Source organism: Streptomyces sp. NPDC001027, from assembly GCF_040299045.1.
GTDB lineage: Bacteria > Actinomycetota > Actinomycetes > Streptomycetales > Streptomycetaceae > Streptomyces.
Window position 1 is genome coordinate 14,621 of sequence record NZ_JBEPBI010000082.1, and the last position, 18,857, is coordinate 33,477.

An 18,857-nucleotide genomic window follows, 5' to 3' on the forward strand; every position below is an offset into this window, starting at 1 on the left:
CCCGCACCCGGGCCAGCCGTCTCCCCCGTGGCACCCTTGACGCATGCCCGAAGGCGACACCGTCTGGCAGACCGCGAGGCGACTGCACGACGCCCTCGCGGGCAAGGTGCTGACCCGCTCCGATCTGCGCGTCCCGAGGTTCGCCACCTCCGACCTCACGGGCCGTGCCGTCCTCGACGTCACCGCGCGCGGCAAACACCTCCTCACCCGGGTCGAAGGCGGCCTGACGCTGCACTCACACCTGCGGATGGACGGATCGTGGAGGGTGTACGCGAACGGCCGACGCTGGACCGGCGGCCCGGAGCACCAGATCCGGGCGGTTCTCGGCACCCATGACCGCACGGCCGTCGGCTACCGTCTGCCGGTTCTGGAGCTGCTGCGCACCGGCGAGGAGGAGCGGGCCGTCGGCCACCTCGGTCCCGACCTGCTGGGCCCCGACTGGGACCCGGAGCAGGCCCTCGCCAACCTCCTCGCCGACCCCGCCCGCACCCTCGGCGAGACCCTCCTCGACCAGCGCAATCTCGCCGGCATCGGGAACGTCTTCAAGAGCGAGCTCTGCTTCCTCCTCGGCGCCACGCCGTGGCTCCCGGTCGGCGCTCTCCCCGCCGATCGCGCCGCGAAGCTCCCCGCACTGGCGAAGAAGCTCCTGGAGGCCAACCGCGACCGCCCGAACCGCAACACGACCGGTCGCCGCGGCCAGGACCTCTTCGTCTACGGCCGCGCCCTGCGCCCGTGTCTTCGCTGCGGCGCCCCGATCCGGGTGGCCGACCAGGGCGACGGCTCCCGGGAGCGCCCCACGTACTGGTGCCCCGTCTGTCAGACGGGCCCGGTCCCGGCACCCGGCTCACCGCCGACGCGCCCCACCCGTACCCGCCCCCGTCCCGGCACCACGCGGTGAACGCCCAAAGGACGACCACTGATTGACGGACCGTCAGAAATGCTCGTACCGTCCTTTCATGGCCGTGAAGGCGTACGACCTCACCGGACGCATCGCATTCGTCACCGGCGCCGCCAGCGGAATCGGCCGCGCCTGTGCCGTCCTGCTCGCCCAGGCGGGCGCCACCGTGCACGGAGCGGACTGGGACGCCCAGGGTCTGCACGAGACGGCGACGCTGATCAAGGCCCAGGGCGGCGCCGCCCACACCCACTGTCTCGACGTGACGGACCGGCTCCAAGTGCGGCAGGCCGTTCAGTCGTGCGAGCGCCTGGACGTCATGGCGGCGGTCGCTGGGATCATGCACAGCAGTCCGGTCCTGGAGACCCGCGACGAGGACCTCGACCGCGTTCTGGCCGTCAACTTCAAGGGCGTGCTGTACGCGTGCCAGGAGGCGGCCCGGCTGATGCTGGCGGCCGGTGCGGGCGGCAGCATCGTCACCATGGCGTCCGGCGCCGTGGACACCGGCGGCCCCGGTCTGCTCTGCTACGGCGCCGCCAAGGCTGCCGTCGTCCAGTTGACGAAGACCCTGGCGACAGAGGTGGGCCGGTGCGGCATCCGCGTCAACGCCGTCGCCCCGGGCTGGATCCGCACCCCGATGACCGATCGCCGCGACGCCGGCGCACAGGCGCACACGGAGGCGCTCATGTCCCGGATGTCACCGCTGGGCCGGGTAGGTGAACCGGAGGACATCGCCCACGCCGTCCTGCATCTGGCCTCGGACGCGTCGTCGTTCACGACGGGCCAGATCCTCCGCCCGAACGGCGGCGTGGCCATGCCCTGGTAGCCGACGGCCTCGCCGCCCGCCGCCCAGGCCGCACCTCCCGCCGCCCAGGCCCCACCGCCCGGGCCCCACCTCTCGCCGCCCAGGCCGCTCCCGCCGCCCGGGCCGCACCTCCCACCGCCCGGCCGACATGAGGCCCTCCTCACGTCAGCCCCTCCCCGCGCGGCCGCCCGCTGCCGTGGCCCCCCGTCGCCGCCTCCCCAGTCACCCAGTCACCCCGTCACGCCGCCCCCCGTCGCACTGCCCCGCCCCGGATCCTCGCAGCCGCCGGGCGCCGAGGAGCCTCCGTCCCCCCGCCACGCGCCCCGCCATCGCCCCTGGGCGAGCACGCCCACGGCCTGCGCCTTGGCCGCACAGTGCACGGGAAGCAGGCTCAGCCCCCAGCCACCGGCCGCGACCGTGCCTTCCAGCACACCGGCGTCCGGCGCCACCGCGAGCCTCACCACAGCCCACCACCACAGAGCCCCCGCTCCCAGACCGAGGCAGGCGGCGGCCACCCGCCCGCGCACCCCTCCCCGCCCCCGACCGCCCCCGGCTATTCGCCTCGCCACAGCCCCGTCACCTCCAGTCGGCCCGAGCCTCACCCTGAGCGCTCCCGCACGCGGAACCCCTGCCGCCCGCCGGGCCCTGGGCGTCCTGCCCCCGCCCGCCCCGCAGCAGCCCGTGAGAGGGGCGGACCGCGCCGACGTCCACGACGCGGCCGCGCCCCGGGACGACGACGCTAACCGCGCGCCCCCGCGCCGGGCAGGGCGCACGCATGGCACACCGGCGCACCACGCAGCCCGCCACGCCACATCCACGCCCCGTGAACCGGTGGAAGCACCCGGAGCAGCAGGCCACCCGACCACTCGGACGGCCCGGAACAGCACACGGCCGGACGGCCGGCAGGGACGGCAACCGCACTCCGCCTGAAACGAGCCGAACCACCCGTGACCGCCCGCCACCGCACGAAATCATCAGAAACCCCTGAAATCGCCCGCCGCCCGAAACCGGCCGAACGCCCCGGAGCATCACGCCCGGCCCGTCCGCCCTGCCCGTCCCTCCGGCCCGCCGGCCCTGCCGTACGGCCCGGCAGAGCCGCAGCCTCACGCGTTCTCCGCCTGGAACATCCAGTGATGCTTCTCGAGATCGGCGGTGATCCCGATGAAGATGTCCTGGCTCACCGGGTCGGCGTCGCCGGTGGCCGCGACCCGTTCCCGCATCCGGGTGATCACGGCCCCCAGAGCGGCGACGAGCGTCCCGATCGCGTCGGAGTCCTTGACCCAGCCCTCAGCCACCGCGTCGATCCCACTGCCGGACGCCACGGTCGCCGCACGTCCGTCCGGCGAGACGCCCAGCGCCGACGCGCGCTCCGCGACGGTGTCGGAATGGGCGCGGGCGACGTCCACGACCTCGTCGAGCTGCAGGTGCACGGACCGGAAGCGCGGTCCGACGACGTTCCAGTGGACCTGTTTGGCGACGAGCGACAGGTCGACGAGATCGACCAGCGCGCCCTGGAGCGCCTGCGAGACGACTTTCAGGTCGGCGTCGGACAGGGGACTCTTCACGACGTACATCCGTACCTCCGGTGGTCGGCCCCCGCAGTGCCCCTCCACGATGACCTCGACCACCGGCTCCGGCAAACGGACCCCGGGACGCGAAAAACCCCGACCGCATCTTCTCCGGATCTCCCGGAGAAGCCCCGGCCGGGGCCTCACACTTGCCAGTGCACGTACCTGCGCACGTGCCCGCGTCGGCTCACAGGCCGACGCACGCGCGTCTCACGCGGCGACCACGTCCACCGCCTCGGCGGGCGCCTTGATGGTCACCCGCTCCGGAGGCACACCGGTCACCGACACGGAACCCAGCATCGGACGAACCGACGTGGGCACAGGCTGGCTGGGGGTGGCCGCTGCAGACTGTGCCAGCTCCGCGAGGGCGAGCTCGTCGCTCACTTCCCGCATGAGCTCGGACATCCGTACGTCCAGCGCGTCGCAGATGGCGGAGAGCAGCTCGGAGGATGCCTCCTTCTGCCCCCGCTCCACCTCGGAGAGATAGCCGAGTGAGACTCGGGCGGACGAGGAGACTTCGCGCAGAGTACGGCCCTGGCGCTGGCGCTGCCGACGCAGCACGTCACCCAGCAGGCGACGGAGCAGAATCATCGGTGGCTCCCTCCTCGGACCGCGTAGCCGCATCCTTCACGCCCCACCGTACCGCCTCGCGCTGCGGCCGTGCGGGGAGCGATGTCGTGTTCACTCAGGGCTGCAAACATCAAAACCCCCCGTTCTGTTCCGTATCCTGTGCCCGCTCGTTCCCGGTGTGTTCGCCCGCAAGCTCGCTCAGGAGCAGTGCGAGTACGCTCCGTACACTCTCTCTACGAATTTCCGCCCGGTCGCCGTTCAACCGCAGGGCCTCCACTTTTCCGCCAGCGGCAGAACCGGGTTCCGGGCCGAACGGCCCGTCCACGGCCACGAAGACCGTCCCCACGGGCTGTCCGTCCTGGGCGTCCGGGCCGGCCACGCCGGTGGTCGCCAGACCCCAGTCGGCCCCCAGCGCCTTGCGCACGCCGGCCGCCATCTGCGCCGCGACCTGGGCGTCCACCGCTCCCCGCGCCGCCAGCAGGCCGGCGTCGACGCCGAGCAGCCGGTGCTTGACCTCGGTGGCGTACGCGGTCACCGAACCGCGGAAGACCTTGGACGCCCCGGGGACCGATGTGATCTCCGCCGCGACCAGACCGCCGGTCAACGACTCGGCCACGGCGAGCGTGCCGCCCGTCGCTGTGAGTAGTCGCACCACGTCGGCGGCCGGGGAGCTCACTCCTGCGTCTCCTGCGCCGCTGCCTCGCGCTCGGCGATTCCCGCCCGGCGCAGCACGATGGCCTGTCTCACGTAGTCGAGCCCGGTCAGCACGGTCAGGACGACCGCCGCGGCCATCACCCACCACCTCAGGGTCGCCAGCCACCCCGTCAGCGCCAGGACGTACATCCCGACGGCGATGCCCTGGACGAGCGTCTTCAGCTTGCCGCCACGGCTGGCCGGGATGACGCCGTAGCGGATGACCACGAAACGCATCAGGGTGATCCCGAGTTCCCTGCCGAGGATCACGATCGTCACCCACCACGGCAGGTCGCCGAGTGAGGAGAGGCAGATCAGCGCCGCGCCCATGATCGCCTTGTCGGCGATGGGGTCGGCGATCTTCCCGAAGTCGGTGACGAGGTTGTACGTGCGGGCCAGATGCCCGTCGAACAGATCGGTGATCATGGCGACGGCGAAGGCGGCCCAGGCGAACGAGCGCCACGCCGGGTCGTAGCCGCCGTCGGCCAGCATCAGCGCGACGAAGCCGGGCACCAGGATCAGCCGGAGCATCGTCAGAAGATTGGCGATGTTCCAGACGCTGGCCTGGTTGACGGCGGCCGCCGCGAGCTTCGCGCCCCGTGGCGGTCGAGCGTCGCCCTCCGGTTCGGCGAGCGGGGTGACGTCGGCGGCGGTGGGGCCCAGGGCCGTCACCGTGACCTGCTCGCTCTCCGCGGACTGCGCGGCGGCGGACTGCGCGGCCGACGCGGGCGAGGAGCCGCCTGCGGCCGATGCCGGAACACCCGTCATCTGCCCGCCTCCTCACTACACCCGAACGAGCCCTGCAGAGGCTCGGCCACCAGGTCGACGCCCTCCGTGCCGATCACCTTCGCCTCGACCATACGACCGATGCCCAGGCCTTCGCCCGACGTGAGCCGCACCTGGCCGTCCGTCTCCGGCGCCTGGTGCGCGGCACGGCCGTGCACGCCCTCGTCGTCGATCGACTCCACGAGCACGTGGACGGTCTCGCCGAGCCGTTCCTCGGCGCGCTGCGAGACGAGCTCCTCGGCCAGCCGGGAGACCCGGGCGAGCCGCTCGGCCACGACGTCCACGTCGAGCTTGCCGTCGTACGTCGCGGCCTCGGTGCCGTCCTCGTCGGAGTAGCCGAAGACGCCGATCGCGTCCAGCCGCGCGCCCTCCAGGAACCGCTCCAGCTCCGCCAGGTCGGCCTCCGACTCGCCGGGGAAGCCCACGATGAAGTTGGAGCGCACGCCCGCCTGGGGCGCCTTGCCGCGGATGGTGTCCAGGAGCTCCAGGAAGCGGTCGGTGTCGCCGAAGCGGCGCATCGCGCGCAGCACGCCGGGCGCGGAGTGCTGGAAGGACAGGTCGAAGTAGGGCGCGATCTTCGGCGTCGAGGTCAGCACGTCGATCAGGCCGGGCCGCATCTCGGCGGGCTGGAGGTAGCTCACGCGCACCCTCTCCAGGCCGTCGACCTCGGCCAGCTCGGGCAGCAACGACTCCAGCAGACGGATGTCGCCGAGGTCCTTGCCGTAGGAGGTGTTGTTCTCGGAGACCAGCATGACCTCCTTGACGCCCTGCTCGGCCAGCCACCGCGTCTCGTTCAGCACGTCGCTCGGACGGCGCGAGATGAAGGAGCCGCGGAACGAGGGGATGGCGCAGAAGGAGCAGCGCCGGTCGCAGCCGGAGGCGAGCTTGACGGAGGCGACCGGAGCGCCGTCCAGCCGTCGGCGCAGGGGGGCGCGGGGGCCGGACTGCGGGGCGAGGCCCTCGGGCAGGTCGGTCGGCGCACCATGGCCGGGCAGCGCGACGTCGGTCGCCGACTGGCGCTCGGCCGGGCTGATCGGCAGCAGCTTGCGCCGGTCACGCGGGGTGTGGGAGGCGTGGATGCCGCCGTTCAGAATGGTCTGGAGGCGGTCGGAGATGTCGGTGTAGTCGTCGAAACCGAGCACGCCGTCGGCTTCGGGAAGGGCCTCGGCGAGCTCCTTGCCGTACCGCTCGGCCATGCAGCCCACCGCCACGACGGCTTGGGTTCTGCCGTGCCCCTTGAGGTCGTTGGCCTCGAGGAGGGCGTCGACGGAGTCCTTCTTGGCGGCGTCGACGAAGCCGCAGGTGTTGACGACGGCGACGTCCGCGTCCTCGGCGTCCTCCACGAGCTGCCAGCCGTCCGCCTCCAAACGGCCTGCGAGCTCCTCCGAGTCCACCTCGTTGCGGGCGCAGCCAAGAGTGACGAGTGCGACGGTACGGCGTTCAGGCATGGGCTCAAGACTACTTTGTCCTGCCGACAGCGGACGTCGACGGGGTTGACGATCTTCGCCGACCCCGCCGTGCGCCCCGTCACACCGGGAAACGCCCGCTCAGCCGACCTGCGGGTCGCCCTTCGTGTACGTCAGCCGCTCCACCGCGCCCGGCTGGAAGTCGTCGTTCAGCTTCTTGCCGTTGACGTACAGATCGACGGCGCCGGCGTCGCCGAGGATGAGATTGATCTTCTGGCTGTCCTGGAAGGTCCGGGAGGCGCCCTTCTTGAGCAGGTCGTCGAAGAGCAGACGGCCCGTGTGGTCCTTGACGGAGACCCAGCTGCGTCCGTCGGCGGCGACGACCTGGACGGTCACCTTGTCCTGCGGCGCCGCGGCGATGGCGCTGTCGGAGGGCTCCGGCTTCTCGTCGACCGGCTTCTCGGTCTTCGGCGTGGGCGAGGCGGTCTTGCCGGTCGAGGGGGTCGCGCCGTCGGCGACCTGGTCCTTCGATCCCTCGTCGCCGCCCTGGAAGGCGGTGAAGCCGACGAAGCCGACGACCGCGACGATCGCGGCGACCATGGCAGCGGTCCAGTTGGGTCCACGGCGCTCGGGGCGGATGCGTTCGGCTTCGAACAGGGGGGCCGCGGGGGTCGGCGCGGGGCGGCCGCCGTGGGTGGCGTCGTAGCGGTCGATCAGCGGGACCGGATCCAGGCGGACGGCCCGGGCCAGGGTCCGGATGTGCCCGCGCGCGTAGACGTCCCCGCCGCAGGGGGTGAAGTCGTCGGCCTCGATGGCGTGCACGATGGCGATGCGCACCCGGGTGGCCGTGCTGACGTCGTCGACGGTCAGCCCGGCCGCGATGCGCGCCTGCTGCAGGGCACGACCGATGGAGAAGGGGGCTTCCTCGGACGGGTCTTCGAACGGACGCTCGTCTTCAGGGGAGTTGCCGATGGACACGGGGGCGCCTTTCGAGCGTGTAGCCACCTGTGCTGGAGGTTCAGTCTAGGGGGGGTGCCGAAGTGAGGGGCAACCGGACGGTGGGACTTTGTACGCCATCGGTATGGCCCGGACACATCGATGACGAGCCGGTCACGGACCCCGGCGGGGAACCGCGACCTGCCTCTCGCTCAACTGGACGTACGGCAAAGGGAAACGGTTGCTCAGCGTTTTCTAACGGGTGAGTCACGACCGGCGCCCGGTTCCCTCGACTGACGTCTACCCCTCAGACTGCCCTCTGATCACCGCCAGGACGCCGTCCAACTCGTCCGGCTTCACCAGAACGTCACGCGCCTTCGATCCCTCGCTGGGCCCGACGATGTTCCGCGACTCCATGAGGTCCATCAGCCGGCCGGCCTTGGCGAAGCCGACCCGCAGCTTGCGCTGGAGCATGGACGTCGATCCGAACTGGGTGGAGACCACCAGTTCGGCTGCCTGGCACAGCAGGTCCAGGTCGTCGCCGATGTCCTCGTCGATCTCCTTCTTCTGCTTCGCGCCCACGGTGACGTCGTCCCGGAAGACCGGGGCCATCTGGTCCTTGCAGTGCTGGACGACGGCCGCGACCTCGGCCTCGGTCACGAAGGCGCCCTGCATACGGGTGGGCTTGTTCGCGCCCATCGGCAGGAACAGTCCGTCGCCCTTGCCGATCAGCTTCTCGGCGCCCGGCTGGTCGAGGATGACCCGCGAGTCGGCGAGCGAGGACGTGGCGAACGCGAGCCGCGACGGCACGTTCGCCTTGATCAGACCGGTGACGACGTCGACCGACGGGCGCTGCGTGGCCAGCACCAGGTGGATTCCCGCCGCGCGCGCGAGCTGCGTGATGCGCACGATGGAGTCCTCCACGTCCCGCGGCGCGACCATCATCAGGTCGGCGAGCTCGTCGACGATCACCAGCAGATACGGGTACGGCTGGAGCTCGCGCTCGCTGCCCTCGGGCGACTTGACGCTCCCCTCGCGCACGGCACGGTTGAAGTCGTCGATGTGCCGGTAGCCGTACGCGGCGAGGTCGTCGTAGCGCAGGTCCATCTCGCGGACGACCCACTGCAGCGCCTCGGCGGCCCGCTTCGGGTTGGTGATGATCGGCGTGATCAGGTGCGGGATGCCCTCGTAGGCCGTCAGCTCCACCCGCTTGGGGTCGACGAGGATCATCCGGACGTCCTCGGGGGTCGCCCGCATCATGACCGAGGTGATCAGACAGTTGATGCAGGACGACTTGCCGGAGCCGGTGGCGCCGGCGACCAGGATGTGCGGCATCTTCGCCAGCGAGTGCATGACGTAACCGCCTTCGACGTCCTTTCCGAAGGCGACCAGCATCGGATCGTCGTCCTCGGCGGACTCGGCCAGTCGCAGCACGTCGCCGAGGTTGACCATCTCGCGGTCGGTGTTCGGGATCTCGATGCCGACCGCGGACTTGCCGGGGATGGGGCTGATGATCCGCACGTCGGGGCTGGCGACGGCGTAGGCGATGTTCTTGGCGAGGGCGGTGATCCGCTCGACCTTCACGGCGGGGCCGAGCTCGACCTCGTAGCGGGTGACCGTCGGCCCGCGGGTGAAGCCGGTGACGGCGGCGTCGACCTTGAACTCGGTGAAGACGTTCGTCAGCGACGCGACGACGGCGTCGTTGGCCGCGCTGCGGGCCTTGCCGGGGCCGCCGCGCTCCAGGAGGTCGAGCGAGGGCAGGGCATAGGTGATGTCGCCGGAGAGCTGGAGCTGCTCGGCGCGCGGCGGCAGCTCGCGCGAATGTTCGGGAGCCGACTTGGTCAGGTCCGGTACGGACCTGTCGGTCCTGAGCTTCTCCTGCTTGGGGCGCGACGCGGGCGCGGGGACGGGCGCCGCGCCCGGGGTCGGCAGGGGCGTCGGCGTCGTCGGCTCCCGGTCGCCCACACTCACGCCCTGGGTGAGGTCTGCGACGATCCGCGAGGGCGGCATCCCGTGCAGGACGGCGCCGTCGAGGTCGGCCGCGGCGGCCGCCGCGATGTCCACGGCGTCCGGCTGCCGGTCCATGGCCGGTTGCGGCACCGCCGAGCGCCGGGGCCGGCCGCGCCGCTGCGCGAGGGCGTCCTGCTCGGCGCTGTCGGGGTCGTACGCCTCGGGCGTGGCCGAGCGCCGTCGGGGGCGGCCGGGCAGCGCCTCGCGCCATTGCTCGTCGTAGCGCTCGTCGTCCGAGAACTCGTCGTCCTCGTATGTCTCGGGGTCGTGCAGCACGCCCAGCCGCACCCCGAGCTGCCGCAGCCGCTGCGGGATCGCGTTGACGGGGGTCGCGGTGACGACGAGCAGCCCGAAGACCGTGAGCAGCACCAGCAGCGGCACGGCGAGCACCTCGCCCATGGCGTAGGTCAGCGGCGTCGCCGAGCCCCAGCCGATGAGACCGCCCGCGTCCCTTATGGCCTGCATGCCGGCGCTGCGCGCGGGCGCTCCGCAGGCGATGTGGACCTGCCCGAGGACGCCGACGACGAGCGCGGACAGCCCGATCACGATGCGGCCGTTGGCCTCCGGCTTCTCCGGGTGCCGGATGAAGCGCACGGCGATGACCGCCAGCAGTATCGGCACGAGCAGGTCGAGCCTGCCGAACGAGCCGGTCACCAGGATCTCGACGAGGTCGCCGACAGGGCCGCGCAGGTCGGCCCAGGTGCCCGCGGCGACGATCAGGGCGAGGCCCAGCAGCAGCAGCGCGACGCCGTCCTTGCGGTGGGCCGGGTCGAGGTTCTTCGCGCCGTTCCCTATGCCGCGGAACACCGCGCCCACGGCGTGCGCCAGGCCGAGCCAGACGGCGCGGACGAGCCGGTAGACGCCCCCGGTGGGACTGGGAGCTGGCGGGGGCGGGGGCTTCCTCGCCGCGGTCTTCCTGGCAGGGGCCTTCTTCGCCGGCGCCTTCTTGGGGGCGGCCTTCTTCGCGGCGGCCTGCTTCGCCACAGCCTTCGCGGGAGCCGCCGCCTTCTTGGCGGGCTGCTTCTTGGCTGCGGAAGGACGTGAGGCCATGGAGGTGAGGTTACCGGTGGAGACCACAAGGGACACGCGTGCCCACTGCTTCACCCGTTCGTGTCGCCTCCGCGGACACCCCGAGCTGACGCGTCCGCTGTGCGGAAAGAAGGAACTGACGCGTCGTCATGCACGACTTCGTGCGCCGTACGCGTCAGTTCCGTTCAGTTCTGCGACGACACGGAGGCCGTGCCGCTGCCGGCGCCCGGCTCCAGGGCGTCCAGCGCCCGGCGCAGTCCGGTGAGTTTGCGCTCCAGATGAGCAGCCGTGGCCACCGCCGCCGCGTCGGCCGACTCGTCGTCGAGCTGCTTGGACAGCGCCTCCGCCTGCTCCTCGACGGCCGCGAGCCGCGCGGAGAGCTCGGCCAGCAGACCCGCCGCCTCCTTGGCCCCGCCCGTGGCGGCCTTGCCGCCACCGCCCTCCAACTGCAGCCGCAGCAGCGCCGCCTGCTCGCGCAGCTGACAGTTCTTCATGTACAGCTCGACGAACACCGAGACCTTCGCGCGCAGCACCCACGGGTCGAACGGCTTGGAGATGTAGTCCACCGCTCCCGCCGCGTACCCGCGGAAGGTGTGGTGCGGCCCGTGGTTGATCGCGGTGAGGAAGATGATCGGGATGTCCCGGGTCCGCTCCCGCCGCTTGATGTGCGCGGCCGTCTCGAAACCATCCATTCCCGGCATCTGGACGTCCAGCAGAATGACCGCGAAGTCGTCCGTCAGCAGTGCCTTGAGCGCCTCTTCCCCGGACGATGCCCGCACCAGCGTCTGATCGAGCGCCGAGAGGATCGCCTCCAGCGCCAGCAGATTCTCCGGCCGGTCATCGACCAGGAGGATCTTGGCCTTCTGCACCATGGCCCGCCCTCCTCGCCCCGGCAGTGCACCGGGCGCCGCCCCTGGGGACGACTCCTTTGCGCCGCCCTTCCTTGTGCCGGTCATGGTAGCCGCACCCCGACCGTCGCCACACCCTGTCACCGTGATGTCACTGTGCACGTAGCAGGAACGCAGCAGAAGACCAGAAGGTTCCCCGAATTCCGCCCCGCTACACGGCATCGGCCACCCTGAGTCAACAACTTCGGACGGCCCCCGAGAGTTCCCGGCGTGCGGGAGGCCCCGATCACGCCGGGCGCCCTCGTCACTCGCCCCGCATCCACTGCTCCATCACGGTCAGCAGGTGATCGGGGTCGACGGGCTTCGTCACGTAGTCGGAGGCGCCGGACTCGATCGCCTTCTCCCGGTCCCCCTTCATCGCCTTCGCCGTCAGCGCGATGATCGGCAGACCGGAGAACTGGGGCATCCGACGGATCGCACTCGTCGTCGCATAGCCGTCCATCTCGGGCATCATGATGTCCATCAGGACGACCGCCACGTCGTCGTGCTGTTCCAGGACCTCGATGCCCTCCCGCCCGTTCTCCGCGTACAGCACCGACAGGCCGTGCTGCTCCAGGACGCTGGTCAGCGCGAACACGTTGCGGATGTCGTCGTCGACGATCAGCACCTTCTCACCGCCGAACCGGATGCCCGGACGCGTCTGCGTCCCCGTCTGCTGTCCGCGGGAGGGCCACTGCTCCGGCCTGCCGACCTGCTCGCCGCTCACCATGCGGCGGCGACGCCGGAAGAGGGCCGCCGGGCCGTTCTGCGCGTCCTGGTACGACTTCACCTCGGCCGGCATCCGGATCTCCGTCCCGGACAGCTCCGACGACTCGACCGCCCCGTTCTCGGAGGCCACCAGGTCGCCGGCCTCCAGGGCGGGCACGATCTGCTGGTAGCCCTGCGGCGGCAGCTCGCTCGGGTGCAGCGGCAGGTACAGCGTGAACGTCGACCCACGGCCCGTCTCGCTCTGCGCGTGAATCTCACCGCCGAGCAACTGCGCGATCTCCCGCGAGATCGACAGCCCGAGACCGGTACCGCCGTACTTGCGGCTGGTGGTGCCGTCCGCCTGCTTGAACGCCTCGAAGATCACCCGCATCTTGCTGGCCGCGATCCCGATGCCGGTGTCGGTCACCGAGAACGCGATCAGCGGCGCGTCCGCGTCGGTCAGCGAACCCGCCTCGAGCAGCTGCTCGCGGATCGCCACCGGCACCTCTGCCCCGGCCGGCCGGATGACCAGCTCCACCGACCCGGAGTCGGTGAACTTCACCGCGTTGGACAGCAGGTTGCGCAGCACCTGCAGAAGCCGCTGCTCGTCGGTGTGCAGCGTGGCCGGCAGCTCCGGCGACACCCGCACCGACAGGTCGAGCCCCTTCTCCGCGGTCAGCGGACGGAAGGTGGCCTCCACGTAGTCCACCAGCTGGACGAGCGCGATCCGCGTCGGCGACACGTCCATCTTGCCCGCCTCGACCTTCGACAGGTCGAGGATGTCGTTGATCAGCTGCAGCAGGTCGGAACCGGCCCCGTGGATCGTCTCGGCGAACTCGACCTGCTTGGGCGTGAGATTGGTGTCCGCGTTGTCGGCGAGCAGCTTGGCGAGGATCAGCAGCGAGTTCAGCGGCGTGCGCAGCTCGTGCGACATGTTCGCCAGGAACTCGCTCTTGTAGCGCATCGACACCGCGAGCTGCTCGGCCCGCTCCTCCAGCACCTGCCGCGCCTCCTCGATCTCGGTGTTCTTCACCTCGATGTCGCGGTTCTGCTGGGCCAGCAGCTCGGCCTTCTCCTCCAGTTCGGCGTTGGACGCCTGCAGCGCCTTCTGCCGCTGTTCCAACTCGGCCGACCGCTCGCGCAGTTGCTCGGTCAGCTCCTGGGACTGCTTCAGCAGCTGCTCCGTCTTGGTGTTGACGGAGATCGTGTTGACGCTGGTCGCGATCATCTCCGCGAGCTGGTTGAGGAAGTCCTTCTGGATCTGCGTGAACGGCGTGAACGACGCCAGTTCGATCACGCCGAGCACCTGCCCCTCGAACAGCACTGGCAGCACGATCACCTGCGCGGGCGGCGCTTCACCGAGCCCGGAGGAGATCTTCAGGTAGCCGCTCGGGGCGTTCGCGACGAGGATCGTGCGCTTCTCCTCGGCCGCCGTCCCCACCAGCGCCTCGCCCGGCCGGAACGACGACGGCATCGATCCCATCGAATAGCCGTACGAGCCCAGCATCCGCAGCTCGTACTGGTCGGCGTCGCCGTCCGTCGGTGGCATCGCCAGGAAGAACGCGCCGTGCTGCGCGGCCACCAGGGGCGGCAGCTCGCTCATGATCAGCGAGGCCACGTCCTGGAGGTCACGCCGGCCCTGCATCAGGGCGGACACGCGCGCGAGGTTGCCCTTGAGCCAGTCCTGCTCCTTGTTGGCGATCGTGGTGTCGCGCAGGTTGGCGATCATCTTGTTGATGTAGTCCTGGAGCTCCTGGATCTCCCCGGACGCGTCCACGTCGATCTTCAGGTTCAGGTCGCCGCGCGTCACCGCCGTCGCCACGCGCGCGATGGCCCGCACCTGCCGGGTCAGGTTCCCGGCCATCTCGTTCACGGACTCCGTCAGGTCGCGCCAGGTGCCGTCGACGTCACGCACGCGTGCCTGACCGCCCAGCTGCCCCTCGGTGCCCACCTCGCGGGCGACGCGGGTGACCTCCTCGGCGAACGACGACAGCTGGTCGACCATCGTGTTGATGGTCGTCTTCAGCTCGAGGATCTCCCCGCGCGCGTCGATGTCGATCTTCTTCGTCAGGTCGCCCTTGGCGATGGCCGTCGTGACCATGGCGATGTTGCGCACCTGACCGGTCAGGTTGGACGCCATGCCGTTCACCGAGTCGGTGAGGTCCTTCCAGGTGCCCGCCACGCCCGGCACATGCGCCTGCCCGCCCAGGATGCCGTCCGTGCCCACCTCACGGGCCACCTTGGTGACCTGCTCGGCGAACGAACTCAGCGTCTTCACCATGGTGTTGAAGGTGTCGGCGAGCTGCTGGACCTCGCCGCGCGCCTCGATCGTCACCGTGCGGGTCAGGTCGCCGTTGGCGACGGCCGCCGCGACCTGAGAGATGTTGCGCACCTGCATGGTCAGGTTCTTGGCCATCAGGTTGACGTTGTCGGTGAGATCCTTCCAGATGCCCGTGACGCCCGACGCGTACGCCTGACCGCCCAGGATGCCCTCGGTGCCCACCTCGCGGGCCACCCGGGTCACCTGCTCCGCGAAGGAGGACAGCTGATCGACCATCGTGTTCACGGTGGTGACGAGCTCGAGGATCTCGCCCTTGGCGTCGACGGTGATCTTCTTCGACAGATCGCCCTTGGCGACCGCGGTCGTGACGTCGGCGATCTGGCGCACCTGGATCGTCAGGTTGTTCGCCATGAAGTTCACCGACTGCGTGAGGTCCTTCCAGGTGCCGGAGACGCCCTGCACCTCGGCCTGTCCGCCGAGCTGCCCCTCCGTGCCCACCTCACGGGCGACGCGCGTGACCTCCTGGGCGAACGACGACAGCTGGTCGACCATCGTGTTCAGGGTGTTCTTCAGCTCCAGGATCTCCCCGCGCGCGTCCACGGTGATCTTCTGGGAGAGGTCGCCGCGGGCCACGGCCGTGGCCACCTGGGCGATGTTGCGCACCTGTGCGGTGAGGTTCCCGGCCATGCCGTTCACCGAGTCCGTCAGGTCCCGCCACACGCCCGCCACGCCGGGCACCTGCGCCTGACCGCCCAGCCGGCCTTCGGTGCCCACGTCACGCGCGACCCGGGTCACCTGGTCGGCGAACGCGGACAGCTGGTCGACCATCGTGTTGATGGTGTTCTTCAGCTCGAGGATCTCCCCGCGCGCGTCCACGTCGATCTTCTGCGACAGGTCGCCCCGCGCCACCGCCGTCGTCACCTGCGCGATGTTGCGCACCTGCGAGGTCAGGTTCCCCGCCATGGAGTTGACGGAGTCCGTGAGCTCCTTCCAGGTGCCCGAGACGCCGTCCACCCGCGCCTGACCGCCCAGCCGGCCCTCCGTGCCCACGTCCCGGGCCATGCGAGTCACCTGGTCGGCGAACGACGACAGCTGGTCCACCATCGTGTTCACGGTGTTCTTCAGCTGCGCCATCTCGCCGGACACATCCACGGTGACCTTCTGCGAAAGGTCGCCGTTGGCCACCGCCGTGGTGACCTGCGCGATGTTCCTCACCTGTCCGGTGAGATTCCTGAACGCCGTGTTGACGGAGTCCGTCAGGTCCTTCCAGGTGCCTGCCGCACCCGACACCTGCGCCTGACCGCCGAGCTCGCCCTCGACACCGATCTCGCGCGCCACGCGCGTGACCTCGGCGCCGAAGGCCGACAGCTGGTCGACCATCCCGTTGACGGTGTTCTTCAGCTCCAGCATCTCGCCGGCCACGTCCACCGTGACCTTCTGCGAGAGGTCGCCGCTCGCCACCGCCGTCGTCACGGCCGCGATGTCCCGCACCTGCGTCGTGAGGTTGCGGAAGACGGTGTTGACGGAGTCCGTCAGGTCCTTCCAGGTGCCTGCCGCGCCCGGCACGTTCGCCTGGCCGCCCAGCTGCCCCGCCGCGCCCACCTCGTTGGCGACACGCGTGACCTCGTCGGCGAAGGTGCGCAGCGTCTCGGTCATCTGGTTGATCGTGTCGGCGAGCTGCGCGACCTCGCCGCGCGCCGACACCGTCACCTTCTGCGACAGGTCGCCGTTGGCGACCGCCGTCGTCACCTCCGCGATCCCGCGCACCTGGGCCGTCAGGTTCCCGGCCATGGTGTTCACCGAATCGGTGAGCTCCTTCCACACGCCGTCGACACCGGACACCTGCGCCTGACCGCCGAGGATGCCCTCGGTGCCCACCTCGCGGGCGACCCGCGTCACCTCGACCGAGAACGCGGAGAGCTGGTCCACCATCGTGTTGACGGTGTTCTTCAGCTCGAGCATCTCGCCCTCGACGTGAACCGTCACCTTCCGTGACAGATCGCCCTTGGCCACCGCCGTCGTCACCAGCGCGATGTCCCGCACCTGCGCCGTCAGCCGGTACGCCATGGTGTTGACGGACTCCGTGAGGTCCTTCCAGGAACCGGACATGCCGCGCACCTGCGCCTGCCCGCCCAGCTTGCCCTCGGTGCCCACCTCGCTGGCCACCCGCGTGACCTCGTCGGTGAACGTCGACAGCTGGTCGACGAGGTTGTTGACGGTCCGCCCGACCTTCAGGAACTCCCCGCGCAACGGCTGCCCGGCCGCCCCGTCCGGGGTCTGCGTCCTGAGCTCCATGCGGGGCGACAGATCGCCCTCGGCAACCGCCGACAGCACCCGCCCGACCTCGGAGACCGGCCGCACCAGGTCGTCGACCAGCGCGTTCGAGTTGTCGATGGCCGTCGCCCAGGACCCCTCGCACGCGCCCGTCTCCAGCCGCTCGGTGAGCTTCCCCTCACGCCCCACCATGCGTCGCACCCGCGACAGCTCGCCCGTGAGATGCAGATTGCGGTCCGCCACCTCGTTGAACACCGCGGCGATCTCCGACATCACGCCGTCGCCGGAGACCGTGAGCCGCTTGCGGAAATTGCCCTCCCGCATGGACACCAGAGCGACCAGCAACCGGTTCAGAGCTGCCGTGTCCACGACAGTGGTCCCGCCACGTGGTGTACGCGGCCTGCTCAGAGACTGTCCGCCTTTCGCGCGCGCCTTAGTGCCCCGCGTCGCTGCGCCAGACTCCACTTGTCCCTCCCGCAGGGGTCGACCGTTACCGCTGTGCCTGGGTGCTGCTTTTCGCCATGCCCGTTACTTCTGGGTATCCCCGCCCGATCAAACCAGGCGGGGCCCGGGAGCTACTGCCCCCTGTGCTCAGAAGACACCCAGTCTGCCCGGACCTTCACAAGAAGCCTGCCCAGTGTTTCACCCTTGCCGAACCAGGCCATAACAGTTCGGCAGCTTCGCACATCGTCCGCACACCCCTGGGCGGATCTGCGCCGACCGGCATCCGCGCGGACCGGGATGGTAAGTAACCTTGCATGCGGCCTCCCAGCCACGCCGGTCCCGCCGGCCTGGGCGGTGGCACGAGCACGAGCGGGCATCGGAGGGGCGGCCGCACACATGACCACCGGACTGATCCCGGGGGGACAGACCCCGGACCCTTGGTCCTCAGGCACGCGTCCGCCGCACCAGCGAGGCGACCTGTCCGGCCGGGGACCCCTGCACGTCGACGACCGGCCGAGGAGTTCTGTGATCACCGCGCGCGCGGCTGCCAGCTTCGAGCCCGTGGGGCGATCCGTGGCGACCGCCCGCGCCTTCGTCCGCGACACCCTCCAGGGCTGGGGCTTCGCCGACGTCGTCGATGACGCGGTGGTCCTCACCAGCGAACTGGTGACCAACGCGGTCGTCCACGCCGGCACCCACGCGGACGTCCTGTGCCTGCGCAGCGACGACGGCGTCCGCATCGAGGTGGCCGACCGGTATCCGGAGCGCGAGATCCCCCTCCAGGGCTCCCCCGCGACCATGGGCAGCCCCGACCGCGAGGGCGGCCGCGGCCTCCAGCTGTGCGCGGCCATCGCCTCCCGCTGGGGCGTCGAGTACAGCCCCACCCGCAAGCAGGTCTGGTTCCAACTCGACCTCCCCGACCGGCCGGTGGGCACCCGCACCGCCGGCCCGTCGCTCCCCGCCGACCTCCTGCCCCTCGCCGACAGCCGGGTACGCGTCGCCGTCGTCCAGATCGACCGCGTGGGAGTCGTCTCCGCCTGGAACGAGGACGCCGAGGAACTGTTCGGCTACCCCGCCGACCAGGTCACCGGAAAGCCCCTCACCGACCTCGCCGCCTGGCCGCACACCCCCGGCACCAGCACCGGCATCGCCGAAGCACTTCAGCTCTCCCGCTGGGAGGGCAGTTACGGCATCCGCGGCGCGGACGGCCGGGTCACCCCGGTCTACGCCTCCCACCTGCGCGTCCGGGACACCGACGGCGAGCCCTCCACGGTCTGCCTCCTCGTCCGGGACCACGAGCGCGCCGTCCTGCAGACCCCCTCGCGCGTCCCGTCCACGGACAGCACCACCTCCTCCGACGGCCAGAGCACGGACCCCTTCGAGGTGTTCATCGGCTCACCGGCCCCCGACGACCTCGACGGCCTCCTCCAGCGCACGGTCGAACGCGCCCGTGACATGCTCGACGGCGACTCCGCCTTCCTCCTCCTCGCCACCGACGACGAGACCGAGCTGGAGGTCCGCGCCTCCACGGGTCTGCCCTCCGCCCGCCAGCGCTTCGCGCGCGT

Annotated in this window: 13 protein-coding genes; 3 read left to right on the top strand and 10 right to left on the bottom strand. The window is 70.7% G+C overall.

Features of this window, described 5'->3' with window-relative positions; translation table 11 throughout:
• Positions 1-43: 43 nt before the first annotated feature.
• On the top strand, positions 44-898 hold the full coding sequence (locus ABT300_RS22530) for an Fpg/Nei family DNA glycosylase (RefSeq protein ID WP_351678552.1): 855 nt from the start codon (positions 44-46) through the stop codon (positions 896-898).
• Positions 899-956: 58 nt separating this feature from the next.
• The gene (locus ABT300_RS22535; protein ID WP_351678554.1) at positions 957-1,721 is read left to right on the top strand and encodes an SDR family NAD(P)-dependent oxidoreductase; all 765 of its coding nucleotides are present in this window, start codon (positions 957-959) and stop codon (positions 1,719-1,721) included.
• A 209-nt stretch (positions 1,722-1,930) separates the two neighbouring features.
• Here the strand turns inward: ABT300_RS22535 and ABT300_RS22540 are convergent, their stop codons facing one another.
• The 10 genes from ABT300_RS22540 to ABT300_RS22585 all read right to left on the bottom strand — a co-directional run bounded on the left by ABT300_RS22540 (position 1,931) and on the right by ABT300_RS22585 (position 17,313).
• Positions 1,931-2,161 (bottom strand): hypothetical protein, encoded by a 231-nt coding sequence (locus ABT300_RS22540; protein WP_502977976.1) that lies wholly within the window; start codon positions 2,159-2,161, stop codon positions 1,931-1,933.
• Between the two features lie 642 nt (positions 2,162-2,803).
• Positions 2,804-3,274: a Dps family protein gene (locus tag ABT300_RS22545; RefSeq protein ID WP_319277731.1), complete on the bottom strand. Its 471-nt coding sequence runs from the start codon at positions 3,272-3,274 to the stop codon at positions 2,804-2,806.
• Positions 3,275-3,478: 204 nt separating this feature from the next.
• Positions 3,479-3,859 (bottom strand): helix-turn-helix domain-containing protein, encoded by a 381-nt coding sequence (locus ABT300_RS22550; protein WP_057575292.1) that lies wholly within the window; start codon positions 3,857-3,859, stop codon positions 3,479-3,481.
• Between the two features lie 109 nt (positions 3,860-3,968).
• On the bottom strand, positions 3,969-4,514 hold the full coding sequence (locus ABT300_RS22555) for a CinA family protein (RefSeq protein ID WP_351678557.1): 546 nt from the start codon (positions 4,512-4,514) through the stop codon (positions 3,969-3,971).
• Positions 4,511-5,299: a CDP-diacylglycerol--glycerol-3-phosphate 3-phosphatidyltransferase gene (gene pgsA / locus ABT300_RS22560; RefSeq protein WP_351678559.1), complete on the bottom strand. Its 789-nt coding sequence runs from the start codon at positions 5,297-5,299 to the stop codon at positions 4,511-4,513. The genes ABT300_RS22555 and pgsA overlap by 4 nt, the downstream gene beginning before the upstream one ends.
• Positions 5,296-6,765 (bottom strand): 30S ribosomal protein S12 methylthiotransferase RimO, encoded by a 1,470-nt coding sequence (rimO, locus tag ABT300_RS22565; protein WP_351678562.1) that lies wholly within the window; start codon positions 6,763-6,765, stop codon positions 5,296-5,298. The genes pgsA and rimO overlap by 4 nt, the downstream gene beginning before the upstream one ends.
• A gap of 99 nt (positions 6,766-6,864) precedes the next feature.
• Complete coding sequence (locus ABT300_RS22570; RefSeq protein WP_351678565.1) at positions 6,865-7,701, bottom strand: helix-turn-helix domain-containing protein; 837 nt, start codon at positions 7,699-7,701, stop codon at positions 6,865-6,867.
• 258 nt (positions 7,702-7,959) lie between these two features.
• A complete protein-coding gene (locus tag ABT300_RS22575; RefSeq protein ID WP_351678566.1) occupies positions 7,960-10,719 on the bottom strand; it encodes a DNA translocase FtsK in 2,760 nt (919 codons plus the stop codon).
• A 164-nt stretch (positions 10,720-10,883) separates the two neighbouring features.
• Positions 10,884-11,570, bottom strand: a complete 687-nt coding sequence (locus ABT300_RS22580; protein ID WP_107441609.1) for a response regulator — start codon at positions 11,568-11,570, stop codon at positions 10,884-10,886.
• 280 nt (positions 11,571-11,850) lie between these two features.
• The gene (locus ABT300_RS22585; RefSeq protein WP_351678570.1) at positions 11,851-17,313 is read right to left on the bottom strand and encodes a hybrid sensor histidine kinase/response regulator; all 5,463 of its coding nucleotides are present in this window, start codon (positions 17,311-17,313) and stop codon (positions 11,851-11,853) included.
• A 375-nt stretch (positions 17,314-17,688) separates the two neighbouring features.
• On the opposite strand from ABT300_RS22585, the gene ABT300_RS22590 reads away from it, so the two are divergent.
• Positions 17,689-18,857, top strand: a 1,169-nt coding sequence (locus ABT300_RS22590; RefSeq protein WP_351678573.1) for an ATP-binding protein, incomplete at its 3' end; no start/stop codon positions are given.

Bases quoted from the DNA above. Each gene is read 5' to 3' on its own strand.
- ABT300_RS22530 (WP_351678552.1), top strand. From the start codon at position 44: ATGCCCGAAGGCGACACCGTCTGGCAGACCGCGAGGCGACTGCACGAC.
- ABT300_RS22535 (WP_351678554.1), top strand. From the start codon at position 957: ATGGCCGTGAAGGCGTACGACCTCACCGGACGCATCGCATTCGTCACC.
- ABT300_RS22545 (WP_319277731.1), bottom strand. From the start codon at position 3,274: ATGTACGTCGTGAAGAGTCCCCTGTCCGACGCCGACCTGAAAGTCGTC.
- ABT300_RS22550 (WP_057575292.1), bottom strand. From the start codon at position 3,859: ATGATTCTGCTCCGTCGCCTGCTGGGTGACGTGCTGCGTCGGCAGCGC.
- pgsA (WP_351678559.1), bottom strand. From the start codon at position 5,299: ATGACGGGTGTTCCGGCATCGGCCGCAGGCGGCTCCTCGCCCGCGTCG.
- rimO (WP_351678562.1), bottom strand. From the start codon at position 6,765: ATGCCTGAACGCCGTACCGTCGCACTCGTCACTCTTGGCTGCGCCCGC.
- ABT300_RS22575 (WP_351678566.1), bottom strand. From the start codon at position 10,719: ATGGCCTCACGTCCTTCCGCAGCCAAGAAGCAGCCCGCCAAGAAGGCG.
- ABT300_RS22580 (WP_107441609.1), bottom strand. From the start codon at position 11,570: ATGGTGCAGAAGGCCAAGATCCTCCTGGTCGATGACCGGCCGGAGAAT.